The sequence below is a fragment of the Anaerobacillus sp. 1_MG-2023 genome, assembly GCF_030547345.1.
GTDB classification, from domain to species: Bacteria; Bacillota; Bacilli; order Bacillales; family Guptibacillaceae; genus Guptibacillus; species Guptibacillus hwajinpoensis_B.
Window position 1 is genome coordinate 18,401 of record NZ_JAUORD010000006.1, and the last position, 19,460, is coordinate 37,860.

Consider the following 19,460-nt stretch of genomic DNA (forward strand, 5'->3'; position numbering starts at 1 on the left):
CGCCTCACCATTCAAGGATAAAGTGATCAGCTTTTTCGTCAAATATGGTACGTTACTCGTCATCGTTGGACTTATTCTCATCTTCACTATTCTTAACGATCGCTTTCTTACTTACAGTAACTTTGCAGATATCCTTCGCTCCATTTCAATTGTGACACTCGTTGCACTCGGTGTTACCTTTACATTAATTGTTGGAGGTTTTGACTTATCTGTTGGCTCAACCGTTAGTCTCGCTACTGTTGCGAGCGCATCTGCCTTAGTCTGGTATAGGCAAGAACTTCTCGTCGCTCTACTCATTCCTATTCTGATCGGGGTATTGATTGGCTTAATAAATGCCTTCATAACAATTAAAATCAGAATCCCTGATCTTCTTGCAACGCTAGCCGTTATGTATATCGTGAATGGGATTCAACTAACTTATACGAAAGGTTTTTCCATTTACAACAATATGCCTATGAGTGACGGGACAACAGCCCCAGGCAAATTCATTCCATCTTTTCTTTTTATTGGCCAGGGTGAAATCGCGGGTGTTCCTTTTCCAGCGATTTTTATGATTGTTTGCGTCATTCTCGTTCACCTTTTTCTCACTTATACACGAGCGGGACGATTACTTTATATGACAGGCAGTAATCGTGAAGCAGCAAGGTTGTCAGGTGTGGCGGTTCAACGATATCGTACGCTCGCCTATGTACTTAGCGGACTGTTTGCCGGAATTGCTGGAATTGTTCTTGCCTCAAGAATTGGAACTGGTCAGGTTTCTGCTGGTGCACCTTTACTTATGGACGGCGTTGCCGCAGCGTTGATTGGTTATTCTGTACTCGGTTCTGGAAAACCAAATGCATTCGGTACGTTCATTGGAGCTGTCTTAATCGGAATTCTCTTAAATGGTCTAACAATGTTGAATGTTCCTTATTATGCTCAAGATATTATTAAAGGTACGATTCTGATTGGAGCCCTTGCATTCACGTTTTATCAAAACAAGCGAGAAATTAAAATGTAAAAAAGGCGATGCCATGCGCATCGCCTTTTTTCACTAACCGCCGCTCATGAGGCTTAGATTTCGACTCATTGGAGGTAGACGCACCATTTAACTAGCCTACCAATTCAACGGAGGATTTCCTATAGGAGGACTCGTTTGACCAGAGAAATAATGCTCATGTTTTTCTTTTGATATCGTTTCACCGCTAAACGTATGATAATGACCACCACCAGGCAATGTAATCGGCGGACTAGATTGAACGCTATAACGATGCTGGTGACCCTGATCAATTACCGTAATCCCTTCAATACGGTGAACATGTTGATCAAACGAAGTCCCATTTACGGGCAAACTAAAACCTACCATACTTAAATGGTGATGATTGTATCTCTTTTCGATGCTCCCACGAAAATAATGAGAGTGAGCTTCAGGTAAAGCAACTCCTTTAGACACATACTCCCTCCTCCCCTTCTACATACATGACTCCGCGTATCTGTAGCCCAGATTTCTTCCTTCATTAATTCAAATCGATTAAAACCCTTATTTAGCTTGAAGTTGATGCATGAAATCAAAGGAAAAATGAATCCATGATCGAATACATTACAAAGACGGATTTTTAAATCCAACCAGAGAGAGGTGACCTATGGCTTCTTCATTTCAAATTTATGGACACCGCGGTTCATCAGGTACGCATCCTGAGAATACACTTCTTTCCTTCCAGGCTGCTCATAGAGCTGGTGCTCACGGAATCGAACTCGACGTTCAATTAACTAAAGATCTTGTTCCTGTTGTTATTCATGATGAACGAGTTGAGCGAACGACGAATGGCATAGGTTTTGTAAAAGACTTTCTTTACGAAGATCTTATCCGATTAGACGCTGGCCTAACATTCTCCAACCGCTTTCAGGGCTCGTCGATTCCTTCATTAAAAGACGTGTTGGAATGGGTTTCTTCCACTTCTTTACTCCTAAACATTGAACTAAAGAATGGCGTCTTTCCGTATAATAGTCTAGAAGATCGCGTCCTGGATCTTCTTACTTACTATAAGCTTTGCGACCGAACCATTCTGTCATCCTTCAATCATTATAGTATTCAGAAACTCGCACAAAAAAACGATAAAATTGAAACAGCAGTTCTTTTAATGGAAAAAATCATTGATCCATGGGACTACCTTCAACGCGTTGGAGCTCAAAGTCTTCACATAGAATGGCAGGCAGTGGATGAACATTTAATGAAAAACACCCAGAAGCGCGGAATTCCCGTGCGAGCTTTCACAGTAAATGATCCTCTACAAGTATCCAACCTCCAGAAACTCGGTTGTTCAGCGATATTTACGGACTACCCTGCTTCTGCAATCCAAACGATATAGCCTGCCCACCCAAAAAGGGCTAATGCCTACGTCCACATTTCCACCTCCCAACATACGTTAGTAAAGAAGCGACACATATTGACGGGAGGAACAATCATGAGTGGTTACGGTCAAGGTTTTGCGTTAATCGTTGTTTTGTTTATTCTTTTAATAATCATTGGTGCATCTTACATTTCGTAACTAAATTAAAAAGAAGGCTTCCGCTCTTTATAAGCGGAAGCCTTCTTTGTTAATCCTTCATTAATCTTTTATATGGTGATGTTCGGTCAATTACAAGCTCGTATTCGGATTGGTAGATGTATTTCCAGGTGTACGCGTTTCGCTTCCTGGAATATTTGTTGGCTCAGATTGATTTTCACTAGAATCAGATACTTCCTGACCTGCTTCTTTTACTTTACTTCCAATTTCATGCAAGTCTTCTCCAGCTTCTTTCGCTGTTGAAATCACTTCTGTTGAATCTTCTTTTACCTGATTCACCTGATCAACCACTTCATCATTTACTTTTTCATAAAGTGATTGTGCATCGTTCATAGCTTCCTTTAATACGGAAGATGCTGATTGAATACGATCCATCCAGTCGTCCTTTACTTCACCTGGATTTTCTTTCACACGTGTATAGAAACCTCTAGAAGAATCCTTTACGTTTCCTGCTGTTGAGCGTACTTTATTTCGAGTTGTAGAATCAAGCATAGCTACAGCGCCACCTACGATCGCGCCTACCAAAATACCTTTAACAAGCTTTCCGTTCTTTTCTTCGTTTACTGTCGTTGTCGTTTGCATGACGATTCCTCCTATTGTCTTTCTTAGTTTACTTAGCTAGTTTTTTCTTTCCCTTTCTATTAAAAGCTAAACTAAAAAATTTGACATGAACTTCCTTCTTCGCATCAGAATGCTGCTCTGTTATAATAGACAACGTTGTATGACAGCAGTTCGTAACCTTCCTGCTTCATCAAAACTAAAGGAGGAATTAGAATGAATAGCATGGATAAAGCATGGCTACCTTCTTCCGGACCAATGCCTCGTCCGGAAAGCGTAGAACAAGCACGAGAAGTAATAAAAAACGAAGCATTTGATGCACCAAACGTTCAGGAAATCACGTTTAATGCACTCGAATTCACAGCAGTTTGTCCCAAAACAGGACAGCCTGATTTTGGACGAGTTGAAATTTCATATGTACCCGATGAAAAATGCATTGAGTCAAAATCACTGAAATTTTACCTCTGGTCTTACCGTGACGAAGGAAGCTTCTGCGAGACACTAGCTGCCCGCATCGCAGATGATGTTGTCTACGCAATCGACCCTTTGAAAGTTACAATTACTGTTTATCAATCAGCACGAGGCGGTATCGAGTTAAAAACAACAGCTGTTCGTGAGAAAGCAGCATCATAATATGACGAACCAATACATCGACCGTCAACTTGTCCTGTTTAACGTGTTATTTGCGACTTCCATTGTGATCGCAAACGTACTAGCAGGAAAAGTGGTGATGATCGGAAGTTTCGTGATTCCCGCGGCCGTTGTGATGTACGCCTTTTCGTTTCTATTCACAGATATCATTCACGAGAACTACGGAAAAGAAGAAGCAAAACGAACCGTTCAGTATGGATTTATTGCGCAAATTTTTGCTAGTATTATGATTTATCTTGGTATGCTTCTACCTGTAGCACCTTTTGCAACTGATACGCAGGCAGCCTATGAAATTCTACTAGGTCAGAATTATCGATTTGTTCTTGCCAGCCTTGCAGCCTATCTCGTTTCGCAACACGTAGACGTTTATATTTTCTCTGCGATTAAGAAGCGTACAGCTGATCGTCATAAATGGCTTCGGAATAACGTGAGTACATTGACTTCTCAGCTACTTGATACAACCATTTTTATCACAATTGCGTTTATCGGAACTGTCCCAAACATATGGATCATGATTCTTTCACAATTTGTGATTAAAATGGCGCTTGCTCTTTTAGATACGCCCATCTTCTATTTTTTCACAAAAATCAATGGTGCTAAAAAGCCCATTCATAACGAAAAACCTCTGGATGCATGATCCAGAGGTTTTTTTGATATTTACAGTCCATTCTGATTAGCTAGAGTCATTGTAACAGTCTGTTGTTTTCCGTCACGATAGAACGTGACATCCATTTTATCTCCAACTTTTTTATTGGAATACAAGTACTTACGAAGGGCGGCTGAATCCTTTACTTCCGTATCATCAAGCTTAACGACGACGTCCCTTTCTTGCAATCCGGCGTCTGAAGCTGGTGAATTAGGAGCAATGCCCATAAGAACAACTCCACTCTCTACACCTTCAGGTAGATTAAGCGTACCAGTCCAATACTGTGTTGGTACTTCAGCTAACGAGGCAGGTGTAACCCCCATTACTGGACGCTTCACTTCACCTGTCATTTCAAGCTGCTCAATGATCGGTTGCGCATCGTCAATCGGAATCGCAAATCCAATGCCTTCAACTGTTTCTTCTGCAATTTTAGATGAATTAATCCCAATTAATTGACCTTTAATATTAATTAATGCACCACCACTGTTCCCTGGATTAATCGATGCATCTGTTTGAATAACATCCGCCTCATAATCAGGTTGTCCGTTCTGGTCAAGATCGACAGGAATCGTACGACTTGGGTTACTAATAATTCCCTGCGTTACAGATCCTTGTAGGAAACCTAATGGGTTCCCAACCGCAATAGCAGGTTCCCCTGTTTGTAGGCTAGAAGAAGAACCAAGTTCCGCAACTGCTTCGACATTCTTCGCATCAATTTCTAACACAGCTAAGTCCATTAACGCATCCGTGCCTAGTACCTTCGCCTCTGCTTTTTTCTCATTGCTTAACGTTACATCTACTGAAGATGCCCCTTCAACTACGTGATTATTAGTCACAACATATGCTTTTCCGCCCTCATTCTTGTAGATAACACCAGACCCTGATGCTGCAGCCTGTCCCGATTGGCCAGATGGATCTTCTAAAGAAAATCCACTACCCTGGTTTTGATAGCTTGTAATACTTACGACAGCATCCTGTGCTTTTTGAACAGCCGTTGTTATATCAGATGAGACATTGTATGCTACATTGGAAGTTTCAACATCCCCACTTGCAGTAGTGGTTACCGCCGCTTGATTTGTTGAAGACTGTTCTACATTCGAGACGAGCGGCGCCGCAACAAGCATAACGGATGCTCCGACAATTGCGCCGAACGTACTAGGTAAAAACCAACTTATACCTCTTTTTGTCTGTTTCGCTCTTGATTGATTATCGTCATAGTAACCCATTCCCCGGTCACCCTTTCTCCCTTTTGATTTGTTTATAGTTCTATTGTAACGAGAGATGACGGTCGTTTCCTAAATATGTGATATTTTTGATATTGTTTGATATTTAACGTCATTTCATTTTTTTCTACAGGGTATGTTCTTTATTTCCCTGGTATGACGCCAAATTAACTACTGTGTTGTCTAAGGAATGTGACAGTATGGGAAAGCTAATTGAAAAAGTTGTCCCGTGATTCACTTCACTATGTACGTCAATTTTACCATGGTGATCCTCTACAATTTTATAGCTGACCATTAAACCAAGCCCAGTCCCATTTTCTTTGGTTGTATAAAAAGCTTGATCTAAATGCGGAATGCCTTCTTCGGCAATTCCAACTCCTCTATCCATAATATGAATAGTTGTCCAATCACCATCATTAACAAGCTTCAAGCGAATTTCTCCTCCATCAGGCATCGCTTCCATCGCATTTTTCACCAAATTGAGGAAAACTTGTTTCAACCTAACGTCTTCCCCCATGATTTGAACTTGCTCTTCAGGAAAGTTAGTATAAATCGTGATTTGCTTATTTTCTGCTTCCTGCTGCAATAAACTGACAACGTATTCGAGGCAATTCGTTAAGCTAATCGGCTTCAAATTAATTGATTGTGGCTTGCCAATCACCATTAAATCATTAACGATTATCGTTAATCGTTCTAACTCCTGTAGCATGATTTTAGAATATTTCGGGTTGTAGGTTTGCTCCAATTCTTGCAGCTGTACAAACCCTTTAAGAGAAGTTAAAGGGTTCTTAATTTCGTGAGTGACTCCAGTCGCAATCCTTCCAATAAAAGCTAACTTCTCATTATGTGCAGCTTGCTCATACGATTTCACAATTGTGTTTAAATAGGATTGGAAGCGATTTAAAATAATAAACGTAATTCCCGAAAATAAAAGAAGTATAAGAATCGGAAATACAACGATTGGCGACATCGTAAGAAAGCCCATTATGGCATACTTTCCAGTTATTCCAGCCACAACAGTGATATAAAACCGTTTGTTCACGAACAAAGGAGAGAACAAAACAAAGAATAATTCAACTGGGCTTCCGCTAGCATACATCTCGTCTGTTCCAATGTAGCGAAAAATCTCTGTGACGAGAGCTGTCGTCATAAATACGACAAAAAAGAGATATTTTGTAGCAAAGGGCTGCTGCCTCTTTGAATACCACCTGGAAATAGGGATTAATGAAAACTCGATGGCATATATGATCATTAAGGGAATGAGTGCTTTCGATTCATTTAGCAAGATCATAGTCGTATCGGGATCGATTAAAGGACTAATAATAAACCGATACACATCATATAAAATAACGGATACAAAAAACAGAAAGATAAATAACTTATTTGCCCGTCTTTCTTCCTCAATCTTGATTTCATTACGTATAGGTGAACGCATATTAGCTCCTTACCCCGCTCATGCAGTTACATATTTTTCAAAGCAATGATGATTATACCATAAAATATTCGACAAAAATCTCCAAATTCCTCTATTTTTGTAAGCAACACTGAAGGTATGGATTCTAATGATTGTCACGCGAAATTCTCATAAAAAAACCCTACAGTTTTTTTGTAGGGTTTTACATATATTCATTTTCCTTCATGAATTTTTCTTCATCTATTTTGTTTTTAACAACAGGTGGTTCAACCGTTAGTTTTGATAATCCAATTCGTTCCATGACGTTGTTTACTTCTTCTGAAGACACTTTACTGTTCACTTTTTCGTCTGGAAATGCCCAGTTAACGAGGGCGCTGGCCATTTCAATGGCGTAACCCTTGTTACGATACTCAGGTATCAGGTGATACCCAACTTCAAGATTACTTGACGCTTCCATATTTTTATATCCCATCGTGCCGATTACTTTTTCATCAGAAGTATGAATCAATATGCCTTCCCACTTGTGACTCACTCTTGAAATAGCAGAGTCATTTAGATGAAAAGGTAGAAATTCTTCGAACTGCACATTTTTAAACTCTTCAGGTACTTCAACATGTAACAGCTTCTCTAATTCTTTTTTATCAGTCATAGCTTTAATTAAATCAAATGAGAAAGGAATAATGGTCAGACGATCGGTCTGAAGATAAGGCATTTTCTCTCAAAAGTCCTCCTTGTGAGTTATTTTCTTGTGGTTGAAAATGACTTTTTACACTATACCTTATTGCTTTACTTACTGTAAACAATACCCCGATCATTTAATAATAAACGGAATATTCCCATCAATGCACGTGCTTTGTCCCTTTCTTTACTAGGATATGCAAGCCAAAGGAAAAAGCTGCTACAAATGTAGCAACTTAATGTTTTCTTTTCGAATCTTTCACAACTTCTTCTTCTTCAAAATCCGCCAGGCCATTATTTAATAGTTCTTTATACTTTCCAGCTATTTCACCTGAAATGATTTCTTCTTGTTCTAGCTCGTTAATTTTATCGTACTGGGCATAAAGTGAGTGCTTTCGTAACGTAATTAACTGACTTTTTTTAAGATCAGGATATTGATCTAATAAAGCATCAAGTTCACGATGACTGCTGTCAATTTCATTCTGGTAACTTGTCAACAATTCAGAAAAAACTGGTTCGGGAACGAATAGCTGTGTCTTCAGTTTTTTAATTTCTGCAACTCCAGCTTCATGACGATGCAGGTTCGCAACAATGTCTTCATACTCTTTCGATCCGCTATGCTTCGCTCTTAAACCGAAGTAGCTAATTAGTGGTTTAATCGTTAGACCTTGAACGACTAATGAAAATAAAACAATACTAAATGTAAGAATTAAAACGGTGTCTCGTCCTGCGAAATCTCCCGGAAGACTAAGGACTAGCGCTATGGATAACGACCCTTTTAAACCGCCCCAATTAAGGACATGCCTCCATGACCACGGAAGCCCTTTAACAAATAACGTACTTCCGTAGACTGCAATACTTCTTCCTATTAAAACAATTAAGAGAGCTAATCCTATCGTGCCCCACTGATCAGCGAAATTAATTCGAGTAATTTCAAGACCAACCATTAAGAAAACAATAGAATTTGCTAATAAAGCGGCAACATCCCAAAAGTTGTTAATATTTAATCTTGTTGTTGGACTCATTCCAACTTTCGAACCAAAATTACCAAACGTTAAAGCTGCTACAACTACTGCAATAACCCCGGAAACATGGATACTTTCTGCAGTTAAATAGGAACCATAGAAAAGGAGAATACTAAAAATAATTTCAAGTGGATAATCATCAAAGTACTTTGTAAGGATTGAAATTGCATATCCTAATCCTCCACCGACAAGCAATCCACCAGCAACAACTTTTATGAATTCAAAAGCACCGCTCGTTAAGCCTCCCCAGCCCATATCAAGATAAGCTAAAAGAGAGAAAGCTGATATTTTAAATAAAACAACTGCAAGCCCATCATTAAATAAGCTCTCTCCCTCAATGACTGTAGAAAGTTTGTGATTTACTCCCATACTTTTAAAAATCGATAATACACTAACGGGATCTGTTGCACTCATCAATGCAGCAAAGACGAACGAAACTGGAATTGATAATCCAAGAAGAAAGTGTGTTGAGAATCCGATCACTAGAAAGGAAAGGAAGGTCCCACCAAAAGCCAGCGCAATGATCGGCTTTTTGTTTTGATTTAAATGGGAGAAAGGCAATTTTAGCGCAGCTTCCCCTAGAAGTGCAGGAAGGAAAATCGTTAAAATAACAAAATTAAAAACGTCACCCTCCGTAATGAACATTTTAAGCGGTTCAAGTACGGGAATGTTAAACAATCCGATTAAAGTGCCAATAATCACAAGGGCAATCGGATAAGGCTGCTTCAGTTTCTTAGCTATCGCTGTAATACCCGCTGCAATCATAGTAAGGATAAGTCCAAGTTCAAAAATATGATGCATATCTAAATGTTCCATATAGAGCCTCCGATCGTAAGTATCTTCTCATTATAACCAATATTCCACAGTATTGGAAAATTCCTTTCACTTCTGTTTCATAAACATGCGGTGATCAAAACAATGCAAAAGCATACCTGATCTCTTACCTTCTTTACTATCTCCTGCACTTTATGAATCATGCTCGAAAATTCACTGTTGCCTAAAGTGTTCATGATCGTTGGCTTGAACGAAACAAAAAAAGGAAGAGTTCAATGTTTGAACTCTTCCTTCTCTAACTTTAATTTACTCCAACTTGACTCCAGGCGCTTGCAACAGCATTGTACGTTGTACCTGTACCATATAGATCTGATGTCGCTTGAAGTAGTGCTGAACGGGCTGAACTAAAGTTGCTTGTAGGTGTTAAATAGACACTTAGTGCGCGATAGTAAACCTTCTCTGCCTTGGCTTTGCCAATGCTTTGAATTGTTAAGTATGCAGCTTTGTTAGGAATTCCACTGTTCGTATGAACTCCGCCATTATCAGATGACGTATAATAATAATCATCCATATGAGATGGTTGTCCATACGCTTCAGGGTTAGATAGACTTCTTAATGCATCTCCTGACTTGTTAGGTGTATAGACATCTTCGCCCATTAGGAAGTCTTCTGGCTCAACAAAGTAGCCAAATACGTCCGACATCGATTCATTAAGAGCCCCTGATTGGTTCTGATATTGAAGTCCAGCTGTTCTTTCCGTAACGGCGTGAGTAATTTCATGAGCCACTACATCAAGTGCACCTGATAGCGGAGCGAATACTGATCCATCTCCATCACCGTAAACCATTTGTGAGCCATTCCAGAACGCATTGTTGTAATTCGATCCATAATGTACAGTTGAACGAATCGTGGCTCCATTGTTATTAAAGCTATTGCGATTATGTGTATTCTTGTAATAGTCATACACAACACCAGCATTGTAATGAGCATCCACTTCTGCACCTTGAGAACTAGACGTAAACGCATTGTTGCTATCTACCGCATAGCTTCCTGGAAGGGATGTTCCGTTATTAGCTGTTCTTGTTTCAATCACACCGCTCATTGCCTTCGTCGTGTCATAAAGGTAGTATGTGCCATTTGAATAATACGTGTTGAGGGACTTATAGTTGCCAAGGATGCCATACCCGTATCCTGTTTCTGCTCCATCAGCCACTGCATTATATGCGTCTACGATCGATCCATCGCGAGCATCCACATAAACTTGCCAGTTTGCTGGATAAGGGTCGATGAATTGAAGCTGTACTTTATAAGTTAAGTAGTACTTGTTATCTTTCTCATAAACAACTTTCTCACTTTTTTCTACCATATCAAAAGCATCAGATTTTCTTACAAAGCTTGGTTCATCACTCACAACGTTCTGTGGTTTTACATCAATGTGATCCCATGCTTTCTCAAGTGCCTCTTTATCAGAAAGCTTTACATCTGAACTTCCTTTATAATTCTTAGATGCCTCTGGATGAAGGTCTCCATTTACAGCTGTAACTTCGCCTTTTTCATCCGTATGTACGATGAATTTTGCTCCGTCGATCTGAACACCCTTTACTGTTTGAACATATTCATAGTGTGTCATTCCGAGCTCATCTGTCGTTTCATTTACTAGTTTCAAATCTTTCGTTTTCACTTTAAAGAGAGATTCGTTTGACTTAAGATATGATTTCACGGCTTTCTCTGTTTTCACATTCTTTTCTGATAGTTTACCAGAAAGGAACGAAGGGACCTTACGTTCACTTTCCCAATCCTGCTTTACAATTTCCATTTTTTCCAGGGCTTGTTTCTGCTCCGCATTTAAGTTGTTAGAAGAAGCAGCAGAAGCAGACGGGAGAGCTGAACCAAACGCAAGACCTGTTGCAAGTACAACGGCAATTCCTTTTTTCATTTCATTTCCTCCGTTTCAGAATAGTGAGAATTTTTGGTACATTTGTAGATTATCACAGAATTCTTAATGTTTGTATTGGGAAATATAGAGGAAAACATGAGTTTATAAGTCGTTATTTCACTTTGAATTTCCCAATAACAACTTTGTAATCTACGTGTTATAATTTTCTTGTGCTTATCATAAAATGTAAATTTATTACATAAATAGGTGGTTAAATGAAAATAAGACAGACCAATGGCCTGTCTAGAAAGTGATGATTTATTATTTATCTACCAATGGTACTATATTTGATAAAAGTAACAATTCTCGCATGTTAGCATTTCTACCCTACTTTTTTGATCGTAATCTCTTAACTAGTACATGATTCGAATATGTTTCCACCTTTCTGAATGTCCAAAATTAAAAATTCACTTCATATAACTATGCATATACTCTTCTACTCCTTCAACCGAGAGAGGTTTACTATAAAAATATCCCTGAACTTCATAACAACCTAACTCATGCAAAATCCGTAGCTGCTCTTCCGTTTCTACCCCTTCTGCAATAATCTCAAGTCCAAGGTGATGAGCCATTGAAATAATTGTTGTCACGATGGCTAGGTCTCCTGAGTTACTCGTAATATCACGAATAAATAACCGATCGATTTTCAAGCGATTAATCGGAAGCTTGTTCATATAACTTAACGAGCTATATCCCGTTCCGAAGTCATCCATACTTATTTCTAGTCCTAACTCTCTTAGCCTGTTCAATTTCTCGATCGTTTCCTTTTCATTAAACATAGCCATGCTTTCTGTAATTTCCAATTCAAGTGAAGAAGACGCAAGCCCCACATTTTGCAGTATAGATGAGATAGTACAAACGATATCCTCTTGATAAAAATGGCGCTGTGATAGATTAACCGCCATCGTTAGGTTCCTTCCAAAATAATCCTGCCACTTTTTCAATTGCTGACAAGCCTGACTCATTACCCACTTCTCAATCGGTATGATTAATCCTGTTTCTTCAGCAGCGGAGATAAATTCATCCGGAGAAATCAATCCGATAGACGGGTGTTGCCACCTAACAAGCGCTTCAAATCCAATCACATTGTTCGACCTCGTATTGATCTTAGGTTGGTAGTGTAGGATCAGCTCGTCTTCATCAATGGCACGACGCAAATCGTTTTCTAATACGATCTTATGTAAGGTTTGATTACTCATCTCATCTTTATAGAAAGCGTAGTTATTGGTGCTCTTGTCTTTCACATCATACATCGCCATATCCGCATACTTTATCAGCTCAGCTGCATCCTCCCCGTGCTGAGGATAAAGCGAAATACCAATACTTGCCGTCAACAAACATTCCTGATGATCGATTAAGAGTGGATATTGAAATGATTCAAGCACATGCTGTGCAAGTAGTGACACACCTTTTTCTCCCAAATTACCTGTCACTATAATGGTGAATTCATCTCCGCCAAGTCGTGCCACAACAAAACGATCATCTAATACTTCAGAAAGACGCTTTCCGATTGCTTGAATGACTCGATCTCCAAATTCATGACCGAATAAATCGTTAATTCGTTTAAATCGATCAAAATCGAGCAACATAATCGCAAATGAAACCGGATTTTCATGCATTAATAAGCGTTCTAGCTCTTCATTAAAATATCTTCGATTTGCCATGCCCGTCAACTCATCATGATAAGCTAAATAATGAATCATTTTCTCTGCTCGGTTGTTCTCAGTAACATCCTTTGCAATCCCATAAACGCCAACAATACGCCCACTGATCATAATTGGTACTGTGGAAATATATAGCTCTTTATAGTCTCCTATTTTAGTCTTTATTAGAACCTCAAATTGATGAACCTCTCCTTGTAAAGAACGCTTAAACATGCCTTTAGCAAGATTTGCATTCTCCGGAGCAACCACGTCTTCAAATGTCATTCTCTTAAGATCTGAAATGGAGTAGCCGGTATATTCCGAAGCAATGAAATTTACACTTATAAACTTTCCATTCGGATCAACTGAAAATACAGCATCGGGGTTATGATGAAACAAGGTTTGAAACTGTTGCTCGTGCTTGACTAACTGTTCGGACTGCTCCATTTGTTTCAAAACTCCATACCGATCAGGAATATAAATAAGTAGACCGATGCACAACAGATTGAATGCAAGTGCAATAAGATAGGGATCACCTTGCTGATCGAGATTAATAATCAACTTTTCCTCGATCATTCCATAAAACACAAGGTACGGTAAAAATAAAAAGACCGTTCCTGAAGCAAGGCTACCTAACACATTCCAGCCCAAACTAATTAATAAGTTTTCATCACTATTCATAAGATGAAGAAACCTAACAATACATAGAGAAAACCCTATAATAAGCAACAAAGCTAATATCAATTGAACGAAATTGAATGCGATAACTTTATTGAAATACACAAGGTTCCCTATAAAAAAAGTTAAAAAGATACCTCCCGCTACTAGGAATCCACCCCTGAGTAAAAATCGCCCTCTCCAATTCTTATTCAAAATAATTCTTATAACAATATAACTAATCACACTGCTTAATAAAACCATAATCAGTCCATGAAACACCAATACTTCTCTATCTTTTATTTCCAATACAGATAGATTCACCATTATATTAATAGAATAAAAGAAAACTCCTAATACGAATGAAACTATACCAATCTTCCATTTTGGTTGTTCACGCTTTTTCTTTAAGAAATGACGGATGAATGAGAGCCCGCCATAGAAGGTAAGAAAAGAGACAAAAAAACCCAAAATAACAAATATATATTCTAATTGATATAACGAGATAATTGACTTCATTAATATCCTCCGACTTTATTCTATGTCTCTCCGAAGACAGACGTTTACATAGTATTTTGGGATAATCCATTGCTATTGAACAGATATTAGAGAAATCCGTTATGAAGTCATTCATTCATACATAAATATGGTACAACCACATCCAAGCAGGTGAGTATGATATGTATCAAAAAATCGCCGCAGTAATATCTGGAAGCATCTTAGTTGGTGCTGGCATTAACGCTTTTCTTGTACCGAACCATCTCATCGATGGGGGAATGATCGGAATTGGCCTCATTATCAAATACATTTGGGGCTACCAAACAGGATTTACCATTATTTGCTTAAGTGTACCTCTTTATATTATTGCGTTTTTATATTTTCGGCCTTACTTCTACAATAGCCTTCATGGTTTATTACTTTCTTCATTTTTTATTGATATTCTCTCTCCCCTTCGATATATATTTTCATTTCCGACCCTTACTAGCGCTGTCCTTGGCGGCTTTTTTGTTGGATCAGGCATTGGTATTATGTTGAGATATGATACAAGCACCGGCGGAACAGATCTGCTTGCTCAGTTCATCTCCCGTGTCCTGTCATTGAATATTGGTATCATTATCTTTCTCATCGATGGGGTTGTTATTATTATCGGTTCAAAGACGATTGGATTGAATGCTACATTATACTCTGCCATAACTATTTTTGCAGTTGGAATTGCGACTAGCTTACTAACATTAAATAAAGAAACTGCTTAAAAGCGCTGTGCATATGCACAGCGCTTTGTTAGTTATTTACTTTTTGGGTATTCCAGTAGTGTTCACTAATGACATCCGCAATCGCTTTAACTGTTCGACTCAGCTGTTCGAGGTTATTATCTACGCCTCCTATTTCAATTAACATAGCATTAGGAGATATGTCCTGGTTGTAGATACCGTCTACCCCTTGACCTTTTTTCCCAATAACTCCCCTGCTGAGCCCAGGATACTTGGTCTTCAATTTTTCATGTAACTCTTTTGCAAGTGCTAAGTTTTTCTCGTAATTTGGATTCTCTTCTCCAATAACAAAGACCGTACGAGCATATTCCTCATTGTTAATTGTCACTGTCGTATCTTTTTCTCTTAAAGAGTCTCGATGAATATCAATAAACAAATTAAAATCATCATTTCCTGCCACAGCCGATTGTACGATTGTTCTAGACACATCATATGCTTTACCGTGTTCCCAACCTTTTTCATTTAAAAGCACGCCTATATTTGAGTCATCTACTTTTGCTCCAATCCCTCTCTCAGCCAGCTCTTCTCCAAGCAGCTTACCAACTAACGTAATGTTCGTTTTTCCATCATTTGCAAGATTAGCATTTTTGTTGCCTTCAAGTCCTAGTAACGGCAGGTATGATTCATAACTATGAGAGTGATAAATAAAAGCTACTTTTCGACCATTTGTTGTTTGAAGAGGAGGTGTTACTTGATCCTTGGAATCATTTATCTGTAATTTTTCAGTTGGAACTTCACGTTCTTTTAACAATTCATCTAATGCAGGAGTTGATTCAATAGGGAGATTGGTGAAATTCGTCCCTTCACCAGCTACGTGGATTTTAGCATCATATAAAGCAAACCCTGGTAGCTCCCCACCCAAAAGACTACGTATATCCCCGGGTTTCACACTCGTAATAAACTGAAAGGCAACTAAGGACAGCGCTGGCGGCTCACTTTCCTCTGGTAGTACTTGTGTCAAGTAATGGTTTTCCGTCCCCATTCCATAAACGAGAGCTTCAGTCGAGAAACTTGTAATCCAATCATGTAACACAGAAGAGGAGAGTTGATACTTCGTTTCTGATGAGGAAATCATACCTGCCACAATAAATAATAAAATAAGACCAACAATAGTAAAAAATGAAACCAACCTAATTTTATTATTGCTTGTACTACTAAAAAGACTTTGTGAGCTACTTTTCATTTTTTTCCCTCCCACTCCTTAAACGTCATACTCTATGTCTATGAATTCGCACCCCAAAATAGAAGATTTTTTCACTAGTGATCATAGAAACGCATACATAATTCAGGAAGAAATAAGCAAAATATATTTGATAATTGAATGTTTGAAAAGTATGATAAAGATGAGGATACAGGAGGTGAACAGAATGGGAAAATCATCCGCATATATTACTGCAATAATTTTGTTCCTAGTTATGGTTGTAGGCTTTACATACTGGCTTTCCACAACCGAAGAACATGCTGGTGGAAATGAAGCCGGCCATAGTGAACAGTCTGAAGAAGGCGGTGGAGATTCAGCTGGAGGAGAAGCCGAGAAAATCTTCTCTCAAAACTGTGCGTCATGTCATGGGGAAAACCTTGGAGGCGGTGCTGGTCCTGCTCTTGAAGCAGTAGGTGGCAAGTATTCAAAAGATGAAATTCTAGAAATAATCAAGAATGGTAAAGGCGGCGGTATGCCCGCTGGTGTCATTCAAGGTGAAGACGCTGAAAAAGTAGCAACGTGGCTCTCTGAGAAAAAATAATAGCGCTTTATTTTAAGCTCTCCCTCTTCAAAGAAGGAGAGCTTTTAAGTTTTTGACTGTGCTAGTTCCCCTCAAAAAAGAAAGCGTTATCATGAAATAGCATATGTTCAAGATGTTTTCATTGAGCTATCGCTACTTTCCCTGTATAATGAACTTGTAAATATTATAACGAACTATCTTCGGGGCAGGGTGTAATTCCCGACCGGCGGTGAAGGATAAGTAATTCCTCAAGCCCGCGAGCCTGTAATTTGGGCAGGATCTGGTGTGATTCCAGAGCCGACAGTATAGTCTGGATGGGAGAAGATGGTGGAGTAGTAAGCTTTCTTTGAATTATAACAGAAGCTTGCTTATTTCCCCATGCCGTAACCATGAGCCCCATACTCATGGTTTTTTGTGTGCACTGGGGCCACATCTCCTTTTTCGGTGGTTCGAAAAAAAGGGAGCAATGTCAAAATGAAAAGTGTTTCAAAAACGCAACGTATGATTGTCGTTGCGATGTTCAGCAGTATTTCTTACTTGTTAATGCTTTTAGATTTTCCACTGCCTGGATTTCCTGTTTTTCTACAAATAGACTTCAGTGAAATTCCAGCACTATTTGTTGCCATTCTGTATGGTCCAGTTGCAGGGATACTTGTAGAAGCGATTAAGAATTTCATTCATTTTGGAATTCAAGGAAGCTTCACCGGAGTACCAATTGGTCAAATATCAAACTTCATTGCAGGAGTTTTCTTGATCGTACCAACTTCTTTAATCTTCCGTAAATTTAATCAAACTCAGAAGGGATTAGCACTGGGATTGACGCTCGGAACGATTTTAATGTCGGCAGTGATGGGACTGTTGAACTATTTAATTATTCTTCCAGCATATACGTGGTTTATGGGCTTTGAAGAAATGTCTTCATCAGCTCGTCAGGCTCTCGTATTAACAGGAATTACACCATTCAACCTTGTAAAAGGCGCTATTATAGCAAGTATATTCGTTGCCTTTTTTATAAAATTAAAACCTTGGTTTGCTCGTCAAACGAGAGTTGCTTAAATATCAAAACCCGAATCTTACAATAAGATTCGGTTTTTTTATATGAATAGAAAACGAACGCTTAAGAACTGACTATTGTAAAAGGATTTTACCAATTTTTGTTGAAACAGTTACAAAAAGGTTTTTTATGGGGGGATACTATATGCTGTCATTAGAATGGTTAGAAAAATCAACAATCCTTGATCTTCAGCATGCAATGTTAGAAGACAAGCTTACTTCTCTGCAGCTCGTACAGTTCTATCTTGAACAAATCGCAAATTATAATCCACGAGTAAACGCTATACTAGAAATCAATCCTGACGCCCTTTTCATTGCAGACTCCCTTGATCGTGAACGCATACAAAATGGACCTAGAAGTTCATTACACGGAATCCCAATCCTGCTCAAAGATAACATCAACACCGATGACCACATGCATACAAGTGCAGGTTCTATGGCATTAGCTTCTTCTTATGGTAAAAATGACGCTTTTCTAGTAAAAAATCTTCGTCAGGCTGGTGCTGTGATTCTCGGGAAAACCAATATGACCGAATGGGCTAATTTCATGAGTGAAACAATGCCTAATGGATTTAGTTCAAGAGGCGGTCAAGTCTTTAACCCCTATGGGCCTGGAACACTTGACGTCGGAGGATCGAGCTCTGGTTCTGCTGTAGCTGTTGCCTGTCATTTCGCTACGGCTGCTATAGGAACAGAAACAAATGGCTCTATTCTTAGCCCATCAAGCTCCAATGCTGGTGTTGGTCTAAAACCAACCGTGGGATCTATTAGCCGAACTGGAATTATTCCTATTTCTTATTCACAGGATACGGCTGGCCCAATGACACGCAATGTCACTGATGCTGCTATCCTTCTCGGTGTGTTATCAGGAAAGGAGTCACAAGATCAAGCGACGCATTTTGTACCTGAGTACCATGATTACACTCCATATCTCTTCCCTACATTACTTGAGAATTTAAGAATAGGTGTCGTACAAAAAGGCTATTATGATGCGATGCATCAGGAAGAACAAGAACAATTGACTAAAGCCATGGAAGATCTTAAAACGATAGGTTGCTCTATTGTAGAAGTGAAAGAGATAAGTCTATATCAGGAAGCGTTAGAGAGTGACTACCAGGTCCTTCTCCACGAATTCAAATCAGGAGTGAACAGCTACCTTGCTAAGGAAACAACCTCTTCTGTTCCACTAGATCTATCAACAATTATTGATTACTATAACCAAAATCAGGCGACTTCTCTGCCATTTGGTCAATCGCTTCTTATCGAATCAAATCATACGCAAGGAACATTATCTGATCCATCCTATCTCAAAAGTCGACTTCAAGATTTGAAATACGCAAAGGATGAAGGTATTGATCAACTTATGGAAAGAGAAGAGCTAGATTTATTACTATTCGCAGGCTCTTACGGTTCAACACTTCCCGCAAAAGCAGGCTACCCTTCTATAACCGTACCAGCTGGTTTCACTTCTAATAACAAACCTTTTGGCATTACTCTGACTGGTAAAGCATTTAGTGAACCACAGCTTATTAAACTTGCTTACGTCTTCGAACAACATACACATCATCGAAGATTGCCGTATTTGTTTATCAATAACCAGACGACACATGAGACAAGATGACTATCATTTATTAAAGAACCATGATCAAACTTTTCCTTTTCAC

At 38.9% G+C, this 19,460-nt stretch carries 18 protein-coding genes and 1 riboswitch; of the genes, 9 read left to right on the forward strand and 9 right to left on the reverse strand.

Features of this window, described 5'->3' with window-relative positions; translation table 11 throughout:
- Positions 1-25 precede the first annotated feature (25 nt).
- Complete coding sequence (locus Q4550_RS11735; RefSeq protein WP_303533234.1) at positions 26-1,000, forward strand: ABC transporter permease; 975 nt, start codon at positions 26-28, stop codon at positions 998-1,000.
- Positions 1,001-1,096: 96 nt separating this feature from the next.
- On the opposite strand, the gene Q4550_RS11740 is transcribed toward Q4550_RS11735, so the two are convergent.
- Positions 1,097-1,432: a YmaF family protein gene (locus Q4550_RS11740; RefSeq protein ID WP_303532878.1), complete on the reverse strand. Its 336-nt coding sequence runs from the start codon at positions 1,430-1,432 to the stop codon at positions 1,097-1,099.
- A gap of 190 nt (positions 1,433-1,622) precedes the next feature.
- On the opposite strand from Q4550_RS11740, the gene Q4550_RS11745 reads away from it, so the two are divergent.
- The gene (locus Q4550_RS11745) at positions 1,623-2,348 is read left to right on the forward strand and encodes a glycerophosphodiester phosphodiesterase (protein WP_303532879.1); all 726 of its coding nucleotides are present in this window, start codon (positions 1,623-1,625) and stop codon (positions 2,346-2,348) included.
- A gap of 96 nt (positions 2,349-2,444) precedes the next feature.
- A complete protein-coding gene (locus Q4550_RS11750; RefSeq protein ID WP_136948306.1) occupies positions 2,445-2,528 on the forward strand; it encodes a YjcZ family sporulation protein in 84 nt (27 codons plus the stop codon).
- Positions 2,529-2,618: 90 nt separating this feature from the next.
- Here the strand turns inward: Q4550_RS11750 and Q4550_RS11755 are convergent, their stop codons facing one another.
- A complete protein-coding gene (locus Q4550_RS11755; RefSeq protein WP_303532882.1) occupies positions 2,619-3,128 on the reverse strand; it encodes a YtxH domain-containing protein in 510 nt (169 codons plus the stop codon).
- Between the two features lie 192 nt (positions 3,129-3,320).
- Here Q4550_RS11755 and queF point away from each other — a divergent pair, with 192 nt between their 5' ends.
- Together queF and Q4550_RS11765 are read left to right on the forward strand one after the other, a co-directional pair.
- Complete coding sequence (queF, locus tag Q4550_RS11760; protein ID WP_226615987.1) at positions 3,321-3,737, forward strand: preQ(1) synthase; 417 nt, start codon at positions 3,321-3,323, stop codon at positions 3,735-3,737.
- A gap of 1 nt (position 3,738) precedes the next feature.
- A complete protein-coding gene (locus Q4550_RS11765; RefSeq protein ID WP_303532886.1) occupies positions 3,739-4,392 on the forward strand; it encodes a queuosine precursor transporter in 654 nt (217 codons plus the stop codon).
- A 20-nt stretch (positions 4,393-4,412) separates the two neighbouring features.
- Here the strand turns inward: Q4550_RS11765 and Q4550_RS11770 are convergent, their stop codons facing one another.
- The 6 genes from Q4550_RS11770 to Q4550_RS11795 all read right to left on the reverse strand — a co-directional run bounded on the left by Q4550_RS11770 (position 4,413) and on the right by Q4550_RS11795 (position 14,270).
- A complete protein-coding gene (locus tag Q4550_RS11770) occupies positions 4,413-5,627 on the reverse strand; it encodes a S1C family serine protease (RefSeq protein ID WP_303532888.1) in 1,215 nt (404 codons plus the stop codon).
- Between the two features lie 124 nt (positions 5,628-5,751).
- Positions 5,752-7,059 carry an ATP-binding protein gene (locus Q4550_RS11775; protein ID WP_303532889.1) on the reverse strand — a complete coding sequence of 436 codons (1,308 nt, stop codon included), beginning with the start codon at positions 7,057-7,059 and terminating at the stop codon, positions 5,752-5,754.
- A gap of 181 nt (positions 7,060-7,240) precedes the next feature.
- On the reverse strand, positions 7,241-7,750 hold the full coding sequence (locus tag Q4550_RS11780) for a GNAT family N-acetyltransferase (RefSeq protein ID WP_303532890.1): 510 nt from the start codon (positions 7,748-7,750) through the stop codon (positions 7,241-7,243).
- Positions 7,751-7,952: 202 nt separating this feature from the next.
- Positions 7,953-9,557 carry a cation:proton antiporter gene (locus Q4550_RS11785; RefSeq protein ID WP_303532891.1) on the reverse strand — a complete coding sequence of 535 codons (1,605 nt, stop codon included), beginning with the start codon at positions 9,555-9,557 and terminating at the stop codon, positions 7,953-7,955.
- 259 nt (positions 9,558-9,816) lie between these two features.
- Positions 9,817-11,451 (reverse strand): M4 family metallopeptidase, encoded by a 1,635-nt coding sequence (locus Q4550_RS11790; RefSeq protein ID WP_303532894.1) that lies wholly within the window; start codon positions 11,449-11,451, stop codon positions 9,817-9,819.
- Between the two features lie 407 nt (positions 11,452-11,858).
- Complete coding sequence (locus tag Q4550_RS11795; protein WP_303532897.1) at positions 11,859-14,270, reverse strand: EAL domain-containing protein; 2,412 nt, start codon at positions 14,268-14,270, stop codon at positions 11,859-11,861.
- 161 nt (positions 14,271-14,431) lie between these two features.
- Between Q4550_RS11795 and Q4550_RS11800 the strand changes: the two genes are divergently transcribed.
- A complete protein-coding gene (locus tag Q4550_RS11800; RefSeq protein WP_303532901.1) occupies positions 14,432-15,004 on the forward strand; it encodes a YitT family protein in 573 nt (190 codons plus the stop codon).
- Between the two features lie 28 nt (positions 15,005-15,032).
- On the opposite strand, the gene spoIIP is transcribed toward Q4550_RS11800, so the two are convergent.
- Positions 15,033-16,205 carry a stage II sporulation protein P gene (gene spoIIP, locus Q4550_RS11805; RefSeq protein ID WP_303532903.1) on the reverse strand — a complete coding sequence of 391 codons (1,173 nt, stop codon included), beginning with the start codon at positions 16,203-16,205 and terminating at the stop codon, positions 15,033-15,035.
- Between the two features lie 232 nt (positions 16,206-16,437).
- On the opposite strand from spoIIP, the gene Q4550_RS11810 reads away from it, so the two are divergent.
- The 3 genes from Q4550_RS11810 to Q4550_RS11820 all read left to right on the forward strand — a co-directional run bounded on the left by Q4550_RS11810 (position 16,438) and on the right by Q4550_RS11820 (position 19,417).
- A complete protein-coding gene (locus Q4550_RS11810; protein ID WP_194219975.1) occupies positions 16,438-16,764 on the forward strand; it encodes a c-type cytochrome in 327 nt (108 codons plus the stop codon).
- A gap of 171 nt (positions 16,765-16,935) precedes the next feature.
- Positions 16,936-17,073: riboswitch (FMN riboswitch) on the forward strand.
- A gap of 144 nt (positions 17,074-17,217) precedes the next feature.
- Entirely contained in the window at positions 17,218-17,799 is a 582-nt protein-coding gene (locus Q4550_RS11815) for an ECF transporter S component (RefSeq protein ID WP_242057313.1), read from the forward strand.
- A 142-nt stretch (positions 17,800-17,941) separates the two neighbouring features.
- On the forward strand, positions 17,942-19,417 hold the full coding sequence (locus Q4550_RS11820; protein WP_303532906.1) for an amidase family protein: 1,476 nt from the start codon (positions 17,942-17,944) through the stop codon (positions 19,415-19,417).
- The last annotated feature ends 43 nt before the right edge of the window (positions 19,418-19,460 follow it).